At 70.8% G+C, this 21,048-nt stretch carries 16 protein-coding genes and 1 pseudogene; 6 read left to right on the forward strand and 11 right to left on the reverse strand.

The genetic code is table 11. The features are described from left to right. Nucleotides 1-83 precede the first annotated feature (83 nt). Both A6A27_RS36820 and A6A27_RS36825 read right to left on the reverse strand, forming a co-directional pair. Entirely contained in the window at nt 84-338 is a 255-nt protein-coding gene (locus A6A27_RS36820; RefSeq protein ID WP_073839288.1) for a hypothetical protein, read from the reverse strand. Continuing rightward, nucleotides 335-715, reverse strand: a complete 381-nt coding sequence (locus A6A27_RS36825; protein WP_073839289.1) for a hypothetical protein — start codon at nt 713-715, stop codon at nt 335-337. Before A6A27_RS36825 ends, A6A27_RS36820 begins: the two co-directional genes overlap by 4 nt. Before the next feature lie 126 nt (nt 716-841). Here A6A27_RS36825 and A6A27_RS36830 point away from each other — a divergent pair, with 126 nt between their 5' ends. Further along, nucleotides 842-1,243 carry a GntR family transcriptional regulator gene (locus A6A27_RS36830; protein WP_073839290.1) on the forward strand — a complete coding sequence of 134 codons (402 nt, stop codon included), beginning with the start codon at nt 842-844 and terminating at the stop codon, nt 1,241-1,243. Between the two features lie 50 nt (nt 1,244-1,293). Here A6A27_RS36830 and A6A27_RS36835 read toward each other — a convergent pair whose 3' ends face one another. After that, nucleotides 1,294-1,692 (reverse strand): hypothetical protein, encoded by a 399-nt coding sequence (locus tag A6A27_RS36835; RefSeq protein WP_073839291.1) that lies wholly within the window; start codon nt 1,690-1,692, stop codon nt 1,294-1,296. Nucleotides 1,693-1,987: 295 nt separating this feature from the next. Between A6A27_RS36835 and A6A27_RS43830 the strand changes: the two genes are divergently transcribed. Next, complete coding sequence (locus tag A6A27_RS43830; RefSeq protein WP_143194369.1) at nt 1,988-2,425, forward strand: hypothetical protein; 438 nt, start codon at nt 1,988-1,990, stop codon at nt 2,423-2,425. Nucleotides 2,426-2,916: 491 nt separating this feature from the next. Next, nucleotides 2,917-3,783 (forward strand): hypothetical protein, encoded by an 867-nt coding sequence (locus A6A27_RS43835; protein ID WP_143194370.1) that lies wholly within the window; start codon nt 2,917-2,919, stop codon nt 3,781-3,783. A 691-nt stretch (nt 3,784-4,474) separates the two neighbouring features. Here the strand turns inward: A6A27_RS43835 and A6A27_RS43840 are convergent. Then, nucleotides 4,475-5,050, reverse strand: coding sequence for a hypothetical protein (locus A6A27_RS43840; protein ID WP_073839292.1), 576 nt, complete (start codon nt 5,048-5,050; stop codon nt 4,475-4,477). Nucleotides 5,051-5,735: 685 nt separating this feature from the next. On the opposite strand from A6A27_RS43840, the gene A6A27_RS36845 reads away from it, so the two are divergent. Both A6A27_RS36845 and A6A27_RS46985 read left to right on the forward strand, forming a co-directional pair. Next, nucleotides 5,736-6,248 (forward strand): hypothetical protein, encoded by a 513-nt coding sequence (locus tag A6A27_RS36845; protein WP_073839293.1) that lies wholly within the window; start codon nt 5,736-5,738, stop codon nt 6,246-6,248. An 83-nt stretch (nt 6,249-6,331) separates the two neighbouring features. Further along, nucleotides 6,332-6,721, forward strand: a pseudogene (locus A6A27_RS46985) (tyrosine-type recombinase/integrase); the annotation flags it as partial. Nucleotides 6,722-6,888: 167 nt separating this feature from the next. Here A6A27_RS46985 and A6A27_RS36860 read toward each other — a convergent pair. The 7 genes from A6A27_RS36860 to A6A27_RS47850 all read right to left on the reverse strand — a co-directional run bounded on the left by A6A27_RS36860 (nt 6,889) and on the right by A6A27_RS47850 (nt 19,336). Further along, entirely contained in the window at nt 6,889-8,046 is a 1,158-nt protein-coding gene (locus tag A6A27_RS36860) for a ThuA domain-containing protein (RefSeq protein WP_083673164.1), read from the reverse strand. Between the two features lie 13 nt (nt 8,047-8,059). Continuing rightward, the gene (locus tag A6A27_RS36865; RefSeq protein WP_073839309.1) at nt 8,060-10,903 is read right to left on the reverse strand and encodes a PQQ-dependent sugar dehydrogenase; all 2,844 of its coding nucleotides are present in this window, start codon (nt 10,901-10,903) and stop codon (nt 8,060-8,062) included. Between the two features lie 272 nt (nt 10,904-11,175). Then, nucleotides 11,176-13,557 carry a transglutaminase family protein gene (locus tag A6A27_RS36870; RefSeq protein WP_443190028.1) on the reverse strand — a complete coding sequence of 794 codons (2,382 nt, stop codon included), beginning with the start codon at nt 13,555-13,557 and terminating at the stop codon, nt 11,176-11,178. Beyond that, complete coding sequence (locus tag A6A27_RS36875; protein WP_073839295.1) at nt 13,533-14,681, reverse strand: DUF58 domain-containing protein; 1,149 nt, start codon at nt 14,679-14,681, stop codon at nt 13,533-13,535. Before A6A27_RS36875 ends, A6A27_RS36870 begins: the two co-directional genes overlap by 25 nt. 3 nt (nt 14,682-14,684) lie before the next feature. Beyond that, the gene (locus A6A27_RS36880) at nt 14,685-15,680 is read right to left on the reverse strand and encodes an AAA family ATPase (RefSeq protein ID WP_073839296.1); all 996 of its coding nucleotides are present in this window, start codon (nt 15,678-15,680) and stop codon (nt 14,685-14,687) included. Between the two features lie 33 nt (nt 15,681-15,713). Continuing rightward, nucleotides 15,714-18,344 (reverse strand): fibronectin type III domain-containing protein, encoded by a 2,631-nt coding sequence (locus tag A6A27_RS36885; RefSeq protein ID WP_073839297.1) that lies wholly within the window; start codon nt 18,342-18,344, stop codon nt 15,714-15,716. A 152-nt stretch (nt 18,345-18,496) separates the two neighbouring features. After that, entirely contained in the window at nt 18,497-19,336 is an 840-nt protein-coding gene (locus tag A6A27_RS47850; RefSeq protein ID WP_443190029.1) for a fibronectin type III domain-containing protein, read from the reverse strand. Nucleotides 19,337-20,327: 991 nt separating this feature from the next. On the opposite strand from A6A27_RS47850, the gene A6A27_RS45405 reads away from it, so the two are divergent. Beyond that, nucleotides 20,328-20,966, forward strand: coding sequence for a hypothetical protein (locus tag A6A27_RS45405; protein ID WP_198940618.1), 639 nt, complete (start codon nt 20,328-20,330; stop codon nt 20,964-20,966). The last annotated feature ends 82 nt before the right edge of the window (nt 20,967-21,048 follow it).

Genomic DNA, 21,048 nt, shown 5'->3' on the forward strand with positions numbered 1-21,048 from the left:
CGAAGCCATGATCTACATCGCCATGATCATGACCATGTCACGCCGACTCGCCCGCACCGGCAACTGGTGAAGTTCCCGGACGCTCACTTACACCACTCGCGCGGACGCGACCCGCCGGTTTCCCGCGTCCAGCCGAGGAACCTGTGGTGCAGGGTGCCGGCTGGCACCCACGTCAGGTCCTCGGCAGCCTGGACGAGGTAGGAGCCGAGGTAGAGGGTGAGGGACACCGGGGCGTCGGCGAACTCGGCCTGTAGTTCCCGTCGACGGGTCGGGCAGGGCCAGGCGGCGTTGCAGCCGCCGCAGCTCCAGATCGGCATGACGGGGCCGTGGGTGGTCACCGCACACCGCCGAGGAAGCGGGTCGTGATCGTCCGGGCCTGCCGGCTGGTCGCCCAGTCCACCTGCCAGCACGGGTACGGCGTCAGCCGCGACCACCAGGCGCGGCAGCCGACGCACATGCCGTCGATCCCTCGGACGTGTTCGGCCAGGATCGCCTGCTCCTGGTCGGCTTTCACTGCGCCTCCTCTCCTGGCCAGTGGCCGCGGTTGATGGGAATGCGGTGCCGGGCGTGGCAGGGCAGATCGGCTCCGCAGCGGCAGATCCGCCGCCACTTGCGCCACGACCAGACCGGCCGGTGCCGCCGGGCGAGGGTGAGGGCGACGGCTATCAGGTACTCCTCGTACGAGACGCGCAGCACCGGCTCTCCCCTCAGGCATGGGTCAACGGCACGGCGGCCGGGCCTGAGCTGGTCATCCGACCGCCGCGCCTGCTCGTTCACCGTACCGACGTAGGACTGTAGATACAATAAGATGTAGAACTGTTGGACACGTAGCGTCACATTCGTGATCGACCCCAGCTCGGATCGGGCCGTGTTCCGGCAGCTCGCAGACCTCCTGCGGGACCGGATCACGTCTGGCGACCTCGCGCCCGGTGCGTCGCTGCCAAGTGAGCTGCGGCTGGCTCAGGAGCACGGGCTGAGCCGGACGAGTGTGCGGCAGGCGATAGCGCTACTCCGGTCGGAAGGGCTCGTGATCGTGAAACCGCCGCGCGGCACCTTCGTCCGGGCCGTCGAGCCGGCCGAGACGGTGACCCTGCTCAAGGGCGACACCGCCTCCGCCCGGATGCCGACGCCTGCTGAGCGCCGTGAGCTGGAGATCGGGGAAGGTGTCCCGGTGCTCGTTGTCTTCCGGGCCGACGGCTCCCGCGAGCTGTACGCCGCCGACCGCATCCGCGTAGGAAGGTAGACCGGAGACGGCCTAAGTTGCGCTTGGGCGCTGTTGCCCTAGGGGTTCGGTCACGCCTTGCCTGCAAACTGCCCGGCAACGCTGATCGCCGTCGCCACGATGGTCGAGAGAATCCCCACGATGGCGCCTAGGGTCGTCAGTCCTTCCCTGGGCGACGCCCAAAGCCCGCGGTTCATCTGACGCCAGGCATGTGGAACGAACGTCATCCTGAGCTTCTGCCACTTGTGCTGCCGCTTGCTGCAACCAAGCAGCAGGCCAGCCGAGTTGTTACGGCACAAGGTCCCGTCGCGGTTCACGGCGCAGCACCAGACAGGGGCCTGGAACAGGAAGAAGCCGGTCACCAGCAGGGACAGCACGAGTAGCGCCACTGGCCCCACGGAGCGAGTCCACCAAGCCGTAATGAGGATGACGAACGCCAGATAGCCCCAGTATCGCGCCAGACTCTTCATGAAGATCGAACGTAATGGATCGCATGCGGTCAGTGATGGGCATGTGTCCGGCACCCGACAAGTGGTCTCGGGTGTTTGCAGAATCCGGCGTACAGGTCGACTCGTCCGTCGCCCACCAGGCCAGCCGTTCTCACGTGGCGGCTGACCTGCTGTTTCCTCGGGTGCTGGCGGTCGTCGTCGGTCATGGTTGGTCGCGTTCGACGGCCCGGCGTCGGCCCAGACGGCCCAGCAACGGCCCAGATCCTCTACGGCACCACAGCCAGCACGCATTCGCCAGGGCCGCTAGCCTGCCGTGGTGTCGTACCCGGCGTGGAACTACTACCCCCGCAACGTTCGGCCGCCAGAGTGGGTCGAGGGCTTCCTCTCCGTGATCCATGACGCTGCGCCACATATCTCGACGACTGAGCCGCGCATCGGTGTCACGAGTGACATGGTGCTACGCCACCTTGCTGCCGGACTCCAAGGGCTCGGCTTCGTGGTCGAAACGGGCAAGACGGTTGCCGGGAAGATCCGCCGGCCCGTCCTGTTCGGCGACAATGGGCGAGCAGAGGTGTCCTACGAGATCGACGCCTTCCACGATGGCTACGGCATCGTCGTAGAGGCTGAAGCCGGGCGCGGCGCTCGGGGTAATGCGGTCTACCGGGACATCGTTCGAACCAGCCTCATCCTCGATGCACGGTATCTCGCCCCTGCTGCTTCCGGTTGCCTATCGCCATCAGAGCGGGGGCCGTGAGGTAGCGGTGCCAGCCTTTCGTGACGCCCGAGACCAGTTCAACGCCATCTACGCTAGCCAGCGCCTACAGCTTCCCTTCGAAGGGGTCTTGCTAGTCGGCTATTGACACTTGGCGTTGATCTGTCGCCGGGCTACTGCGCGTGGACGAAGACGGTCTACTCGGACGCTGAGCTGCGCAAACGCCGGGCGTTGATGGTCTTCGTGGGTCAGTGCTGGTTCGAACTTGACGGCCTGGCGATGACCTGGGCCTAGGCCTCGTCCGCTCGCATGAACCTAGGTCACGCTCGCTCCGACGCCTCGCTTGTAAGCCCTGGGAGCCTCGTCCGGCTAGGTTCGCCCGCGTCACTGGCATCGGGCCATCGTCCGGCGTTGATTCTCCCAGGGCGTCGAGGCAGTAGGCCGGCCACCTCTGCGCGATCGCCGTCACCACTTGCTACCAGCGAGATGGTCGGGCAACGTCATGAGCCTGTGCTGAACGTGAGGAAGCAGACGTGACAGGACCTACCCCGAAACGGCGAATCCCGGTGCAATCGGTTCGTGACTCAGACGATGAAACTACGAAGAAGCTGAGACTGCTGTTCTACTTGGGCGAAGTGGAAAGGCAGGCTGAGATATACAACGAAGCCACCGAGGAAGCTGTTGAGGCTTGGCGTCGGGGCGCTCACCTCAAGACCATCTGGCGACATCTGCAAGCCGCGCTCTTTGCCGCAATAGTGGTGAACCGGCTTGTCACGAACAAGAATCCACAAGCGATCGGTTGGCCATGCTCTAGCGAGGAGGAGACAAACCAGTCAAAGAAGGAAGCAACGAAGGCGGCCAAGTGGAGAGTGCGGGAGCTGAAGAGGCTGCTGAATTTACCCTCAGATCCGAAGGCGACACCTATCTACACTGTTGCGAAAATCCGAAATAGCCTTGAGCATATAGATGAAAGAATCGATCTAGCATTTAGCTCCGCCAACGTGGCAAGCCTTTCGGATTTCTATATCAGCGACGGAACCCTTCTCGTCTCTCCGGAAGACGCTTCGAATGGCGACAGAAAGACGGGACTGAGGGCCTTTCATCCGGAGAGCGCCTCCCTCTTCTTTGATCAGGAGAGCTTGTCTTTCCTTTGCCTTGACCTTGAGATGAGGAAGCTACGCCATAAAACCAGAGAGGCTCAAGCTGAACTAATCAATGAACTAAAGGGGAGGCGAATGTTTGGCGGCCTGCAGGCGACGCGAGTGCCGGCGAGCGCGACGGATCCTTTTGTCAGATGGGAAAGGGAAAAGAGGCGAATAGCCGAAGTAATGGCCCACCCTCCGCATTACGGCAACATTGTCCTGTGGGCCGAATTGGACATGCCGCACCGCGAGACCTGAGGTTGCCGCGGGACAGCGAAGCATCGCGGCTACCCACGGACTGCGACCGTCGACGGAGCCCCGGCCATCCTGGAGCCGGAGGGCTCGCACACTCGAACGGCGGCCACTGTCAGTTTGGGAATCGGGTTGGTCCTGACTGCTGGTAGTTGTACTGCCCGACGGATGAACACGAAGTGTTCAGGTTGCCGCCGCGACGAAAGCCCTTTCTTGCCGGTGTTGGCAGCTGCATCGGGCACTTGCCGGGCACGCCACGCTCCGGGGCCAACTCACCACCTCCTACGGAGAGCTAATAGCGTAGTTAATTATCGGCCTCTATCGCCGAGTAGTCGAAGCTGATGCCTGCGAAGGGAAAAACATTCTTTCCGTCGGGTGCTGGCTCAACGGCCCAGCAGGCTAGTTCATGATAGCGCTCCTGATTCTTGGAAGCATGGATTACTACACTATCGCGTCGCTGTCGTCCAAATAGACTCCACAGGTCAACGCCACCCCCACGCCGCAGCAATGGACACGTCCAGTACGGGGAGAAGGGAGATGTCGAGCCGTCTACATACGTAGCAAGACACTTGAAGGGGTTGGCACCCTCTCGCAAGACATACGGGCTTTCTGCCGGCATTCCATCTGGGCCAATGATTGTCAGCTTGACGATCAGGTGAGGGCTTTTGACGAGCGGCCGAATGGGGGAGTCCATAACTTACGCTATCAGCCCAATGTTGCCCCACGTTGCCGTGATGCCTTTAATCGTGACCTGTATTGTCACCTCGACATCCTTGGGGTCGACATTCGGTTTCAGTAGCCTGTCAGTGTTAACGTTCACGCGAGTAATGAGCTTGTCGTCATCCAGCAGGCAATGCAAAGGATCTTCGTCCGGACTCGGCGTCCAACTCTTGGGAAGCTCACTTTCGTCAACTGGCCTCCTTAGCGCATCAAACAATGTCTTTAGCTGGTTGTCGATATCTCCGGAGTGGGAGATCACCGCACCCGGAGGCTCGGGGCGAAGAATGAATATGTCAAGCTCGGCATACAACTGCATAGACGGATGGACAAGCACAGCAAAATCGTGGCCCCGGATCTTTTTAAGGAGCTGACCGCACTTTGCTTCGGGGTCGTCTTCCACTGACCGCGACACCCATTCGAGGTTACCCACAAGCGCCGGGTGCGTTCGCCAAAGCTCCTTCAATTGCGGATGCAGGTCGGCACGGATCCGATTCTTGGCTGCGGCATTGCTGCTACTCGGCAGACGCCCTTGAAATGTAAGAGTAAAGTGCACCAGGCCACTATAGCCGCGATTGCCTATTGACGTTGGCCGCCGGAGGAGAGCCAGCGCTCGCCTGTCGCCGCTGGCCCATAGGTCACGCCGTTTCCCGCCAGGCCGCCCCTCCGAGGAGCAGGCCGCTCGCTCGGTCCACTCTGTCAAGAGAACCTTGACGGCCGGTCGGATGGCGACTGGCGATGGGTCGGTGCGCGACGAGGCCGTGGTGGGGATGCTGCGCGTGGTACACGGGCAGGCCCCCGCCTGCCGGCAACGCCGGCCCGAGGGGTCGCAGAGGCTCCGGGGTCAAGGGCGGCCCGGTGGGCCGTCGCGTCCGTCAGCGATGCGAAGCACCCTTGAGGCCGGAGGGGCGGCTCCGCATCCTCCGCGCCGCATCCCCACCACGGCCGGCGGTGACCCGCCCTACGGCGCGGCGGTGCGACGGCCGTCGCACCCCGGCCGGCTGCCGGCCTTGCAACCTCACCCACTCACGTCGCCACCGTCTGTGGCGGCCCCGGGCTTCCCGCTTGTCGCGCCAGCCGCCGGGCGTGTTGCGTGGCGAGCGTGGAGCGACAGCGGAGCGGCGGACGCGCGCCCGGGCGGCGGCGCGTGCGGCCCGATACGGGCCGCACGCGATAGACGTACAGAAAGTCCTCCCACACCGGCCGGCAGCCGGCCTGGTCCATCAGGGCATGCTGAGCACATGCACATCCCTTGGCGGACCAGCGTTGACGTGTTCGCGCAGATCCTGCGGCGGCATGGCGTCGAGCAGGACTCTGTGACCGATGTCGAGGCGGCATGGGTGGGGTTCACTGAGTTCCTGCAACTGGACATCGACGGCATCGACTCGACTCCGGACTCCGATGCTGATGGCTTCATCATCCAGTGGGGCCGACGGTCTTGGAGTGACAACCGCCTGATTCTGACCTTCACCCGACAGCTGGCCATCGCTGATGTCGGTGACCATGACGATCCCTACTGGCAGCCCGAACTTTGGCAGCTCGACTTCGAGATGGCCTTCGACGATGAGCCCGATCTGATCGGTCTTGACAATCTCGACGTCCATGACACGGGGTTCAGGTTCCCTCCCACCGGGCCGCTACGAACCGCAGCGCTGGCGGATACCTGGGCGGAGACGCAACGGCATGCCCCTGTCCGGGCAGCCTGGATCGCGACCCCAGCGAGTAGCGGATTGTTCTTCGAGTGCGTCTGCTGACACTCAGACCCGCAAGGAGGAGCGGGCTCGCCATTCAGTGAACCGGAGTCACGGCGGGTTGACGTGTCGATACCCGGTGCTAGTCTGGCGCCACCCTGCCGCTGCCCGACATCTGCACCGCGGCGCTCGACCGCCGCCGTGTCGCGCAGGCCGCTGCCCGGGATGCCGCCGGCCCCGCCTGGCAGCCCTCGGACCTCATCTTCACCACCCGCTACGGCCGGCCGGTCGAGCCGCGCAACTTCAACCGCTTCTCGGACAGGCGTTGCGACACAGCCGGAGTCCGGCGCATCACCGTCAGGGACGCCCGGCGCACCTGCGCCTCCCTCCTGGCCGACCTGGGCGTGCATCCCCGGGTCGCGATGCAGATCCTTCGGCACGCGCAGTTCGCCATCACCATGGAGATCTACACGGTGGTGTCCTCGGCGGCCACCCGCGACGCCCTCAAGCGGCTCGGCAGCGCACTGGACCGGTAAGGCGCTACTGCTGTACTTCGCTGCTGTACCGGCCCCGATCAAGGCAACAGCGGCCCCGGTCGGGGCCGCTGACCTGCGGAGGAGTGGGCCGCCAGGGACTCGAACCCTGAACCTATGGATTCCGGGGTGCCGGCCCGGGAGCCGCGAGGTTCCCGGGCCGGCCGGTCTCACGTGCCGTACACCTGGAAGGTATACAGCGAGTAGCCCCACTGGGTGCCGCGGGCCGTGCCGTAGATGCGCACGTACCGCGCCGAGGCGTTCAGGCCGGTGTTGTCGTCCTCACCGCCGTTGCCGTTGGTGACGGTCTGGATCGTGGTCCAGGTGTTCCCGTCGGCCGATGTCTGAATCTGGTAGTTCTTGCCGTAGGCGGCCTCCCACACCAGCCGCACCCGGTTGATCGTGTGGGTGGCGCCGAGGTCGACCCGGATCCACTGCGGGTCCGAGAACGCGCTCGACCACCGCGTGGTGGTGGACGCGTCCACGGCGTTCGAGGCGGGGAACGAGGCGTTCTCCACACTGGAGGCCGTCGCCGGGTGGTTCAGCGCCAGGTCGGCCGGCGGTGGCGTGGTGTCGACCGGGCAGTTGCCGGTGCCCTGGGCGGCGTAGCGGATGCCGCCGAGCAGGTGCGTGCGGTAGTTGGCTTCGCCGTAGCTGCCGATGGTGTGGCCCATGCCGGTGTAGAACGACCGGCCGCCGTCGTAGGCCCGGCACCACGAGATGGGATGGTCGCTGCCCATGGTGCCGCCGGTGTAGGTGGACTCGTCGAGGGTGGCGAGGACGTGCACCTGCGGGCGGGGGTTGGTGCGGTAGTTGTACCACTCGTCGGTGCGGCTCCAGGCGACCGGCAGGCCAACCGTCGCCGGGTGGGTGGTGTCGGCGATCCGGACAGTCGCGGGCTGGATCGCCGGGTGGCTGGCGAAGTACGCTCCGACGAGGTCGCTGTACCAGGCCCAGGTGTACTCGGTGTCGGCCGCCGCGTGCACGCCGACGTAGCCGCCGCCGGCGCGGATGTAGTTCTCGAACGCGGTCTGCTGTGTCGCGTTGAGTACGTCGCCGGTGGTGGACAGCCAGATGATCGCCCTGAACCGGGCCAGGTTCGTCGGGTTGAACTGGGTGGCGTCCTCCGTGGCCTCGACGGCGAAGTTGTTCGCCGTGCCCAGGGCGCGGATCGTCTGGATGCCGGTGGGGATGGAGTCGTGGCGGAATCCGGCGGTCTTGCTGAAGACGAGCACGGTGAAGTCCGGTGCCGCCTGGGCCGGCACGGCGGCGAGGCCGAGCGCGGCGGTGACCAGGGCGACGCAGAAGAAGGCCAGTCTGCCCAACATGATCGATACTTCCTTAGCCGTAGACTTCGAAGCTGAACAGCGAGTAGCCGTACCCGGTGCCGCGGGCCGTGCCGTAGATGCGCACGTACCGTGCCGAGGCGTTCAGGCCGGTGTTGTCGTCCTCACCGCCGTTGCCGCCGGTGACCGAGCGGACCGTGGTCCAGGTGGTGCCGTTGGCGGACGTCTGGATCTGGTATGCGGAGCCGTACGCCGCTTCCCACAGCAGGCGGACCCGGTTGACGGTGTAGGTGGCGCCCAGGTCCACCTGGATCCACTGCGGGTCGGAGAAGGCGCTCGACCAGCGCGTGGTCGGTGACGCGTCCACCGCGTTGGCGGCCGGGAAGCTGGCGTTCTCCACGCTGGACGCCGTGGCCGGCTTGTTCAGGGCCAGGTTCGTCGCCGGTGCGCTGCCGGTGACGAACGTGAAGCTGTCCAGGTCGAACAGCGCGCCGGTGCCGGTGCCGGCGAAGGTGATGTACAGCGAGGTGGTGGCCGCCGGTGCGCCGCTGACGGTGCCGTTCACGGTGGTGAACGTCTCCCACGATCCGGTCGGCGTGACGGCGGCCGAGCCGATGATCGTGCCGGTGGGTGAGCCGGTGCGGAACTGCAGCGTGCCGCCAGCCCCGGCGGAGGAGACCCGGGCGGTGAACGAGGTGGCGTTGTTGAGCTTGTACGGGTCGAACTGGATCCAGTCGCCGTTGTTGATGTCGCCGACGGTCATGCCGCCCTCGGCCGTGGTCTTGGCGAACTTGGTGACGCCCGAGGAGGTCTTGTAGTGCTCGGCCTGCCGGTGTTTCGGCGCCAGGATGTTTTGCGCGTGGGTGGTGAGGCCGCCCTTGTCGGTGTAGGACGCGTCGAAGATCGGGAAGATGTTCGCCGCGTCGTCGTGCTCGCCGTCCACTGGGATGGTGATCGTGCCGGAGCAGCCGGTCTGCGAGGTGATCTGGTGGGCGTGCTGGTCGTGCCCGATCAGGTAGGCCATGGTCACCTTGGTGCAGTCGATCGTGCCGTCCTCCGGGTCGGTGACCGTGACGCTCCACGGGACGCTGTCACCGAAGGCGGCCAACTGCCCGGAGGCGGGGCTGTTGACGGTGACCGTCGGGGCGGTGTTGCCGACGCTGATTGGCACGCTGGCCGTGCCGGTGGCGCCCTGCGGGTCGCGCACCGTCAGGGTGGCGACATAGTTGCCGTTGGTGGTGTACGTGTGCGATGGGTTGGCGGCGGTGGAGGTGCCGCCGTCGCCGAACGCCCACGAGTAGGTCAGCGTCCCGCCATCGGGGTCGCTGGAGCCCGCCGACGAGAACGTCACGGCCAGCGGTGCCGCGCCGGATGTCTTGTCGGCGCTGGCGACCGCGGTCGGGGCGCGGTTGCCGGCGGCGCCGACGTAGTCGTAGCGGTAGACTGCGGAGTTGGCGTCGCCGTTGAAGTAGCCGGTGCCGTAGTCCAGGACGTACAGCGACCCGTCGGGGCCGAAGGCCATGTCCATGACCTGCTTGCCGTTCCACGGGAAGTTGTCGATCACACCTGGCGAGCCGTCCGCGTTGACCACGATCGGCTTGATCCAGCCGCGGCCGAATTCGCCGGCGAAGTACTGCCCGTCCAGGCTGGCGGGGAACTTTGTGTTCGACGGGTTCGTGGCGTCGTATCGGTAGACCGGGCCGCCCATCGGCGACTCGGAGCCGCCGCCGAAGGCCGGTGGGGAGCCGGCGTCCCCGGCGTAGCGGATCCAGGCGGGCTTGGCCGCTGGCAGCGTGGTCAGGCCCGTGTTGCGGAAGGAGTTGTTCGTCGGGCCGCCGGTGCAGTTGAACTTCGGGCCGGTGGAGTTGGTGGCGAAGTTCCACTCGTTGTACGTCTCCGTGGTGGTGTTGGTGCCGGTGCAGTAAGGCCAGCCGTAGAAGCCCGGCCCGGTGATCCGGTCGAACTCGACCTGGCCGGACGGGCCCCGGTTGGGGTCGGTGGTGCCCGCGTCCGGCCCGTAGTCGCCGAGGTAGACGATGCCGGTGGCCTTGTCGACGCTCATCCGGAACGGGTTGCGAAAGCCCATGGCGTAGATCTCGGGCCGGGTGTTGGCGGTGCCCGGCGCGAAGAGGTTGCCGGCCGGGATCGAGTACGTCCCGTTGGCGTTGACCTTGATCCGTAGGACCTTGCCGCGCAGGTCGTTGGTGTTGCCGGCGGAGCGCTGTGCGTCGTAGGCGGGGTTGCGGTTGGTGCGCTCGTCGATCGGCGTGTAGCCGGACGACTCGAACGGGTTTGTGTCGTCGCCGGTGGACAGGTACAGGTTGCCGGCCGCGTCGAAGTCGATGTCACCGCCGACGTGGCAGCACATGCCGCGGCTGGTGGGCACCTCCAGGACGGTGACCTGGCTGGCCAGGTTGACCGTGTAGTCGGCGTTGAGGGTGAACCGGGACAGGCGGTTGACCCCGGTCCAGGTCGCCCAGTCGGTGGCGGTACCGGTGGCGGGGGCGTCGCCGGCCGGGGTGCTCAGCGGCGGCGCGTAGTAGAGGTAGATGTTGCGGTTGCTGGCGAAGTTGGGGTCCACGGCGACGCCCTGCAGGCCCTCCTCGTCGTGCGTGTAGACGGGGATGTTCGCGATCACCGAGGTGTTGCCGGCGGCGTCGGTGCGGCGCAGGGTGCCGTTGCGCGCGGTGTGCAGGACCGAGCGGTCCGGCAGCACCGCGAGTGCCATGGGTTCACCGGTCTCGGCCACGCCTTTGGCCAGCGTGACCTGCTGGAAGTCTGCGGGGTTGATCGCCGCCGCGGCCGGGGTCGCCGCGGCGACCACGATGAGCCCCGGAGTGAGCAGGAGGAGGGCGGCCGCCGTTGGTCGCCATCGACGGGTGGGGTGGGGTCGCTTCATGTGGATCCCCTTCCTGACCGAACCGTCATGCAGGGCGCGCGCCTCCGCGCCGCAGCCGAGGTTGCCCCGATGCCGGCCCGCGTCGTCGAGCACACCTCCACGTCCGGCGCCGATGGATCATCGAGAGAGCGCTCTCGGGCCGCGCGGTCACACTATGAAAGTTGTATCGATGTGTCTAGATACTTCGATCAGAGCGGCAGAACTTTTGGCGACGCCGGTCAAAAGATGGCCCCACGCCGCCCGGCTACCGGCGCTCGCCAGCGCACGCGTGGTCAGCGGCGCCACCGCAGCGGGCCGGGGTGTACCCGCCACAGCAGCCGCCGCCACCAGGGCCGGGCGTCGCGCAGTGCCGAGACGTATCCACCGGCCAGCGTCGCCGCCCGGTCCGCCTGATCGGGTGTCGCGGTGCCCGGGGCGAACGCCACCTGGTTGAGCAGCCGGGCCAACTCGTCGAACTCCCCGCCCGGCAGGTCAGCGACCGCACCATTCGACCCGGACGAGGGGGCGCCGTCCGGTACCACCGGGCCACCGCCCCCGGCGAGAGCCGCCCGGGCCTCGGCCAGGGTGCGGCGGGCCTGCGCGGCCACCTCCGCCGCCGCCAGGTCGTCGCCGACCGGCGCGCCGGCCAGCCGCAGCGCGTCGGTCAGCTCCCGCCAGGCGCCGGCGACGCGCCGGCCGGGGTCACCCCGTTCCAGCCGGGCCCGGGTCAGGTTCCGGCGCAGCGTGGCCAGCACCAGCAGCGCCAGCCCGATCAGCAGCACCAGAGCGCCCGTGCCGCCGCCGGCCAGCACCGCCGGGCCCGGCCCACGCCGGCCCGCGGCCGGACCGGGTGCGGCCTCGGCCGGAGGAGTCGCGGTGGGCTCCGCCGTCGGCTCCGGCACCTGCGACGGGGGCGGGTCGTCCGGGGGTGGGCGGAAGTCCTCCTCCACCGGGCGCGGCTCCTCGTCCGGCCGCGGCATCGGGTCGAACGGCACCCAGCCGACGCCCTCGAAGAGCACCTCCGGCCAGGCGAGGGCGTCCGCCGCGCGGACCGGCCCATCGCCCTTGGGCGTGAAGCCCACCACCACCCGGGTGGGCAGGCCGGCCAGCCGGCCGAGCACCGCGAACTGCTCCGAGGTGCCCCGCTGCCCGCCGCCGTTGCGCGGCCCGAACAGGAAGAACGCCAGATTCGGGTACGCGTGCCCGCTCGGCGCGTCCGCGGTCACCCGGTAATGCTCGGCCAGGAAGTCCTCGATCGCCGCGGCCCGGGCGTACGGGGCGCCGTTCTCCTCGGCGAGCTGGGTGGCCAGCCGGCGCAACTGCTCCGGCGCCCCGTCGGCCACCCGCAACACCCGGGCCACCGCGTCGCCGGCCGGTACGTTCGCCGTGGCGAGCAGGTTCGTGTCCGGGCGCTCGCGTACCGAGGTGACGGTGTAGCGCAGCCCCGGGACCAGGCCTTCCGGCCGGATCAGCGTCCCGGTCGCCGGGTCGTACGCCACCCGGGCGCCAGTCACCTCACGCGGGGTGGCTACGGCGGGCAGCAGCCGCCCGGTCAGGTCGGCCACGGTGATCTCCTGGCGCACCGTGTCGGTGGTGGTGTCCGGGGCGGTGGGCGTGGCGGGCAGGATCCGCCCGGCGTTGCGATAGGTGGCGCCGACCCGCCAGGTCACCCCGTCGTAGTCGCTGAGCACCGCGAGCCGGATCCGGGCACCCTGCTCCGGAGCGCCCTGCTCGGTGCGCACGTCCAGCAGCTGCTGGTCCGGGTTCAGCGCCCAACCGGAGATCCGGATCAGCGGGTTCTCGTCCAGCGACTCCACCTGCGGCGGTTCCACGTACCGGCGCGGGTCGACCGGGCGGTCGTCCACCTGGCCGGCCACCACCGGGGCGAGCAGGGCAGCCAGGGCGACCACCACCGCCACCCCGGCCGCGCTCGCCGCGAGCAGCCGCAGCCGCACCGCCGCGCGTACCGCCGGGGCCAGGCCGGCCGCCGGATCGGCCGAGGCCGGGGTGCGCTGCCCGGACGGCACCGCCAGCCCGGCCGCGGCGACCGCGGCGAACAGCACCGTCGGCCCGACCGCCGGGTCCGCGTTCGGCCCGACCACGTAGACCGCGCCCGCGTAGAGCAACACCGGTGGCAGGTAGCCGAGCAGCACCCGGCCGGTCCGCAGCGCCACCTCGGCGGCGGTCAACCCGGCCAGCCAGGCGGCGACCAGCGGCACCAGCACGGTGTCCGGCGCCGGCTCCACCGGGATCATCGCGGTGAGCAGCCGGGGGATCGCGTTGCGCGCGGCGTCCGCGGTCACCTCGCCGAGGCTGCCCGGCAGCCCGGCGTGGCTGGCCGCCAGCCGCAACGACAGCGCCGTCCACCCGGCCAGCGCGGCCACCGACACGGGCGCCACCAGCCACGACGGCAGCCGCCGGGCGGCCACACTCACCAGCACCGAGCCGACCGCCGCGCCGACCACCAGCCGGGTCAGCAGCGGACCCGCGTACACCCGGCCCAACACCACGCCGGCCAGGGCGATCATCGTGATCAGCGCCAGCGGCACCGGCACCACCCGCAGCAACCGGGCCCACCGTCCGCCCGGCCCGGCGTCATCTCCGGCCGGCACGCCCGGTCCGTCCGCGCGGGCCTGGGCCGGGGACACCGTCACCACCGGCGGATCCCGTCCCACTCGGCGGCGAACTCCGCGCCGTCGGCCGCGTCGACCACCACCAGGCCCGCCGCGCCGGCCGGCGTCGGGTCGGCCGCGCCGAACACCCCCACCACCACCGACGGGTACGCCCCGCGCAGCGCGCCCAGGTACCCCAGCTCGCTGCGGGCACCCGGCCCGGTGAGGAAGACGAGGCTGTCGCCGAGCCGTTCCTGCCGCAGCCGGCTCAGCGCGGTACGCAGCGCGTCGGCCCCCCGGTCGGCCAGCTCGACCGCGGCGAGCCGGTCCAGCGGCCCGCCGCCGGTCGAGTCGTCGTCAGGCGCGACCAGCAGCAGGCTCACCGGGAGGTCCTCCCGGATTGCGGCGGCCACCACCGACGCGGCCGCCTCGCACCCCGACTCGAACGACTCGGCGACCCCGTCCACCCGCTCCGGATGGGCGGCCGTCCGGTTGTCCAGCACCACCACGATCCGGGGCAGGCTGGTGTCCACGTTCTCCCGCACCATCAGCTCGCCCACCCGGGCGCTGGTCCGCCAGTGCACCCGGCGCAGTTCGTCGCCGACCACGTACTCCCGCAGCGAGTCGAAGGTGATCGAGCCGTGCGGGACGCTGTCGGTCCGCCCGTCCAGGCTGCGGCCGGCCCCGGTCGGCACTGCCGTCAGCGGGTGGATCCGTGGGTGCACCCAGACCGGCACCGTGCCCCCGTACGAGCGGGCCAACGCGACCAGGCCTAGCGGGTCGCGGCGGGTGACCCGCAGCGGCCCCACCGGCACCACGCCCCGGCGGTGGGTCGGCACGTCGTAGCGGACCTGGGTGTCCCGGCCGGGACGCAGCCGCAGCAGCGGCACCGGGACGAGGCGTCCGCCGCAGCGGTCCTCGGCGACCAGGTTCGCCGCCCGCAGTCGGCCGGTGTTGCGGATCGTCAGCGTCATGGCGGCCGGCTCACCTCGGGCCACCCGGTCCGGGTCGGCGATCCGGTCGACTTCCAGCCGCGGCCGCCAGGCGGCGCTGACCAGGGCGTACCCGACGGCGACGCCGGCCGCCGCGCCGAGCACGGTCAGCTCCGGGTACGCGTACCGGAAGCCGACGCCGAGCAGCACGACGGCGGCGACGAGCAGCCCGACGCCGCGGGCGGTGATCCCCACGGCTCAGCCGTGCACCGAGGCGGGCTGGCCCGACGGCAGCGGCACCGGCACCGAGGCGACCGCCTGGCGCAGCACCTCGGCGGCGGTCATCCCGCGCACCTGGGCGTCCGGGGTGAGCAGCAGCCGGTGCGCGAAGACCGGCTCGGTCAGGGTCTTCAGGTCCTCCGGCATGATCCAGCCGCGCCCGTCGATCAGCGCGTACGCGCACGCGGCCCGGGTGAGTGCGATGACGCCCCGAGGGCTCACCCCGACGCGGACCTGCGGGTGGTTGCGGGTGGCCGCGGCCAGCCGCACCGCGTACGCGTAGAGCGGCTCGGCGATGTGCACCCGCCGGGCCATCCGGACCATCTCCCCGATGGTGGCGGTGTCGGTGATCGCGCTGAGCGAGTCGGGGGAGCGGACCGTGGCGCCGCGCAGCACCTCCACCTCCACCGCCTCGTCGGGGTAGCCGACGGAGAGCTTCACGAGGAACCGGTCGAGCTGCGCCTCGGGCAGCCGGTAGGTGCCGTCCATCTCCACCGGGTTCTGGGTGGCCACCACCAGGAACGGCTGCGGCACCGGGTGCCGTACGCCGTCCACGGTGACCGTCCGCTCCTCCATCACCTCCAGCAGCGCCGACTGGGTCTTCGGCGACGCCCGGTTGATCTCGTCGGCGATGACGATGTTGGCGAAGACCGGGCCCGGGTGGAACTCGAAGCCCCGGGTGGCCTGGTTGAAGATGGTCACCCCGGACACGTCCGAGGGGAGCAGGTCCGGGGTGAACTGGATGCGCCGCCACTGACCCTTGACCGTCGCGGCGATCGCCCGAGCCAGGGTGGTCTTGCCGACCCCGGGCACGTCCTCGAGCAGGACGTGCCCCTGGGCGAACAGCGCGGTCAGCGCCAGCCGGACCACCTGCGGTTTGCCCAGCACGACCGCGTTGACGTTCTCCGCCAGCCGGGCGGCGAGGGCGGCGAAGCCCTGCACCTCCGGCTGGGTGAGCGGTTCCTGGGTGTTCACGTGCGCGGGTGCTCCTTGGAGACGGTGACGCGGTCAGCAGGTGGGTAGGAGGTTGATGTTGTCGCCGCCCTCCAGGTTCAGCCAGGCCCACGGGATGTAGTCCCGGCCCCGGCTGTGGTCCACCTGGACCCACCAGGTGCTGCGCTTGTCGTTGTTGTAGATGTACGCGTAGACCTCGTCGCCCTGCTTCTTGCAGTACGCCTTGAGCCGAGCGCCGTTGGGCTCCCAGCCCGCCTGCTGGGCGTTGTCCTGGCGGGTCACCCTGAAGATCTCGTTGCCGTTCCGCTCCCCGGGCACGTCCCGCGTGCAGTACGACGCCTCGGCGCCGGAGGAACCGTTGCGGCAGGTCGCGATCCCGTACAGCGCGTCGGTGCGCTGGTCCCGGGTGGCGGTGCCCTTGCCGGCCGCGTTGGTCGCGGTCACCGTCACCGTGTACGCGGTGCCCGGCGTCAGGCCGGTCACCCGCAGGCTGGAGCAGTTTCCGCTCGCGGTCTGCCCGCCGGTGGTCGCCGAGCAGGTGGCCTTGCCGCCGCCGGCGTCCACGGTGAACGACACCGTCACCGAGGTGGCGTCGGCCGACGAGCCGGTCACGGTGACCCGCGGCACGGCGACCGTCCGGGCGGTGGTGCTGGCCTCCGCGCCGGGACCGGCCTCGTTGACCGCCTTCACCTTCACCGTGACGTTCTGCCCGTTGCCGAGACCACCGACCGTGGTCTGGGTGTCGGTCACCTCGCTGCTCTTCCCGCCCACGTCCACCAGGTATTTCGTGACCGGGCGGCCGTTGTCGACCGAGGGCGCCCACTGCACCGAGATGGTGCCCGGCTGGTCGGCGACCGTGGCCGCGCGCAGCTCGGCCGGCGCGGCCGGGGCTGCGAACGGCACCACCGTGTTGCTCACCGGCGAGGCCTTCGAACCAGCGCCCCTGTCAGTCACCGAGACCACCGTGAACGCGTACTGGGTGCCGTACTCCAGTTGGCCGGCCGGGATCACCAGCTCGGTCTTGCGCGACTCACCGGCCGGGGCGGTGGCGCCGGCGGAGGTGGCGGTGACCGCGTACCTGGCGACGGTGTTGCCCTGGCCGTTGGCGGCGGGCCACTTCACCAGCACCGTGCCGTCCGGCCGGGCCTGCGCGGTGACGCTGGCCGGCGGGTCCGGCACCTCCGCCGTGGGGGTGACCGGGTTGCTCTTGCGGGCCGGTCCGTCGCCCTTGGCGTTGACCGCGTGCACCTCGAACCTGTACGTCTCGCCGTTGGTCAGCCCGGTGATCTCCAGGGCGCGCTGGTTCGCGCCCACCTCGTGGCGCTGGCCGGCGCCCTCCACCACGTACTTGGTGATCTCGGCGCCGTTCGCCGCCGCCGCCTGCCAGCTGATCCGTGCCGACGCGTCACCGGCGGCCGCCGTGACGGCCCGTGGCGCACCCGGCTTGCCCACCTTCGGCTTCTTCGGTGGGGGCGGCGGCGGGGGAGCCGGCGGCGGGTCACCGCCGAGCACGTCGTTGGCGTACTTGTTGACGTCGCGGACCTGGTTCTTGTCGTCCACCACCTGCGCGGTCGACGAGTTCGGCGGGTTGATGAACAGGTGGTTCTCGCGGACCTCCAACTCCATCGGGCCGGGCCGCCCGGAGCCCTTGATGGTGTCCACCAGCTGCCCGTTCGCGTCGAACGAGTAGACCCCGCCGGTGTTCTCGTCGGCGACGTAGAACCGCCCCGCCCACGCCACCGCCGGGGTGAGCCGGTCACCCGCGCCGGGGACGGTGAACTGCCGCACCTCACCACCGTCGCGGACCACGTGCACCTTCCGCGTGCCGGCGACCGTGACCGGCACCTGCGGGCCGCTGGTGCGCGGCGGCAGGCTGCCCGGGGCGGTCATCGTCAGCTTGGCCCGCTGCGTCCGGCCGCCCTGCACGGTCACCAGCGACGCGGAGGTGCGGTCCAGCACCGCGACACCGTCGTCCAGGGTGGACACCACCAGCTCGTGGCTCGGCTCGGCCACGTCGTACGTCTCGACCCGCTTCGGGCTCAGACCCGCCGGCGGCGCCGCGCCCGGCGTGGCCGGCAGCTCGGCGGCGGTGACCGCCGAGACCGTGCCCTCGCCGGGGACGGCGATCCACAACCGGCCCGCGCCGTCGAACGCCCCGCCGGTGATGCCCGGCGGGTAGCGGACCGGCTCGCCCACCGGGGTCAGCGCCCGCGGGTCGAGCTGCCGCACGATGCCCTGCACCGCGTCGACGACGAACGCGGAATCCTCGTGCAGCGCCACGCTCACCCCGAGGCCGGGAGTGGTCGGGGTGGTCGCGGTGATCTGCAGGGTGGCCAGGTCCAACGAGCTGACCTGGCCGGTGTTCAGGTCGCGCAGGATCAGCAGCCGGTCCGTCTGGGCCACCTGCATCTGGTGGCGGCGGGCCCCCGGCACCTCCGTCCGGGTGTCCACCCGCGCGGTCAGCCCGTTGACCCGGGCCATCTCGCTGCGGGTGGTGCTCCACAGCCAGGAAGACGCGTCGTAGTTGGCCACCGCGTTGTCGGCCGCGCCTAGGCCGAGCACGGTCAACCCCATCGCGGCCAGCAGCGCGACCACGACGCCGATGGTGACCAGGCCGCCCCGCATCCGGGTACGGGGTCGGGACGCCTGCGCCCCGGTGCTCGTGACGTCCTCGATGGTGGCCACTCCCGGATGCCTCCCCGTCTCGGTGCGGGAGGCGCCCACGCACGGGTGGGCCCTCCCCAGAGCCGGGAGCCATCATAGGGGCCGCCCGACGACCGTGGCACCCGGACCGTCCTCCTGTGGACACCCAGCGTGTCGTGCGTGGACCGCGCCGGTCAGCGGGTCCCCGTACCGCCCTGCCGGTCGGTGCAGACCTGCCCCGAGGTGGCGTACGTGTCCGTCGAGTAGACCGCGAGGACGGTGAAGCAGTAGTCCAGCTTGGCGCTCAGCCCGTTCACCGTGTAGCGGGTCTCCCCGGGGTCGACCGTGGCCATCACCCCCAGCTTCTGCCCGGCCCGACCGCCGGCCACCACGAACGGCACCCCGCCATCCGTCGGGTCGGTCCAGGTGACCGTGATCGTCGTGCTGTCGTCCTGCAACCGCAGGTCACCCGGGGGCGGGCCGCTCACCTTCGGCTTCCCGGGCGACGGACCGGACACGGGTGGCGGTGGCGCCGCGTCGCGGTTGAGCAGCACCACGCCCACGCCGAGCACGGCCACCACCGCGACCACCGCCGCGCCGACCACTACGGCCACCGCCGTCCGGTTCCGGCCGCGCGGCTCCGGCTCCTCCACCACCGGGTACGCCGGCGGCTGGTGGAACGGCGCCGGCACCGGCCAGGCGCCCTGCTCCGGGTACGCCTGCGGATTGGGCGCCGGTTGCGGGTGCTTCGGCTCGGGGAACTCGAGCAACTCGTCGTAGACCGGCAGCGACCGCCGCGCGCCGTCGCCGGTGTCCGGCCCGGCCAGGTCCGCGGGCCCCGGGTCTGCCTGCGCCACCTCGTCCGTCGCCGGCTGCGGCGGGGCGTCTTCGGGCTGGTCCAGCGGCTGCGGCGCGGTGTCGCCCGGCTGGTCGAGCGGCTGCGGCGGGGCGGCGCTGCTCCACGGCGGGGCGGTCAGCCCCCACGGCGGCACCGGCGACCCGCTGACCGGCGCGGCAGCCGGCGGACCACTCACCGGCGGCCCATCTCCCTGGTGGACAGGCGGCCCGCTTACCGGGTACGCCGGGGGCCCACTGATCGGGTACGCCGGCGGACCGCTCACCGGGGGCACCGGTGCGGGCGGGCCCACCGGAGGCTGCGGTGGCGCGGCGGGGGGCGGACCGCTCACCGGTGGAGCGCTGACCGGCGGACCATCGACCCGCGGCGCGCTGACAGGCGGGGCGGTCATGGGTGGCGGCGCGCTCATCGGACCGCTCACGGGCAGCGATGCGCTGATCGGCGCGCCGCTTGCGTGGGCTGGGCTGGCGGCCGGGGTTGCGCTTACCGGGGGGCCGCTCACCGGAGGAGCGCTGACGGGCGGGGCGGTGACCGGTGCCCCGCCGACAGGGGTGGCGGCCGGGGACGCTGCGGCTGACCGCTCCGCCTCCTCACGGAGCAGCGGCCCGATCTGCTGCACCTGGATCGTCGGCGTCGCCCAGCCGGGCGCGGGCGTGCCGGACGGGTGTGAGTCGGCGGACCCGACGGGGTTGCCCTGACCCGCCGCCGGCTGGTCGGACCCGTGCGGGGTCGGGCTCACCGGCGGCGTCGAGGCGGGCGTGGGCGGCGGGTGCGGCGCCGGGACTGCCGGGCTCACGAGGGGAGCCGAGGTGGGCGTGGGCGGGTGCGGCCCCGCGACGGCCGGTCCGACCGGGGGAGCCGACGTAGGCGTGGGAGGGTGCGGCGCCGGGACGACCGGAGAAGCCGAGGTGGGCGCGTTGAATGGCGGTCTGAAGCCTGGCGCGGCGCCGGCGATGGGAGGCACCGCCGGTGCCGGAACGGGCGGGGGCGGGGGCAGCGTGCCGGATCGCGGCGGGGCGGCGAGCGGCGCCGGGACCTGTGGGGCCGGGGGGACCGGCCGGGCGGCCGGCGGCATGGGCGGTGATCCCGGACCGACTGCGCGGGACGCCGCCGAGGCCGGGCCGGGCGGGGCCGGGATGACTGGTGCCGGCGGCAGGGTGGCCGGCGGCGTGGAGACAACTGGCGGACCGGAGACGGCCGACGGCGCGAACGGTGGCACCGGCCCGGGTACGGGCGGCGGCGCGACCGGCGGCGTTGGGCTCGCCGCCGAGACGACTGGTGGGACCGGCGGAACCGGGCCCGGCGCCGGCGGGAGTGCCGGTGGCGCGGGAGCCGGCCCGACAGCGGCGGACGGCGCGGGGACCGGCACGGCCGAGGTGGGCACCGGGATGACCGGAGGCGGCGGCAGCGGGGTGGCGGTGGGACCCGCGTGGGCCGGTGCGGGGACGACCGGCGCCGGGGGCAGGGGTCCCTCCGGGCCGGGGGCGGGAGGGGCCCAGGGCGACGGCCAGGCCGTTCCGGTCGGCGGCGTCCTGCCCGTACCCGGCACGGTCGAGGCCATCCCCGGTGCTCCCGGACCGGGTGGCACCGGGCGGGGAGCTGCCGGTACCCCGCGTGCGGGGGGCACGGCGCGGGGCTGGTGCGGGGCCGGCATGGCCGGCAGCGACATCGTCGGCCCGGACAGCGCGGCCGGGTCCGGCTGCGGGGCGGCCGCGGCGGCGGAGCCGCCGAGGTACTGGCGCGCGGTGCGTACCGCAGGGTGGTTCGGGCCGAGCACTGCGGGGCCGGCGATGGCCACCCGGGTGTAGTTGCGACGGGCCTCGTGTCGGTTGCCGAGCTCTTCCGCCACCCCCGCCAGGTCGAAGCTGAGCGCGAGCATCAGCGGGTCGG

The organism is Micromonospora sp. CB01531 (assembly GCF_001905095.1).
Classification (GTDB): domain Bacteria; phylum Actinomycetota; class Actinomycetes; order Mycobacteriales; family Micromonosporaceae; genus Micromonospora.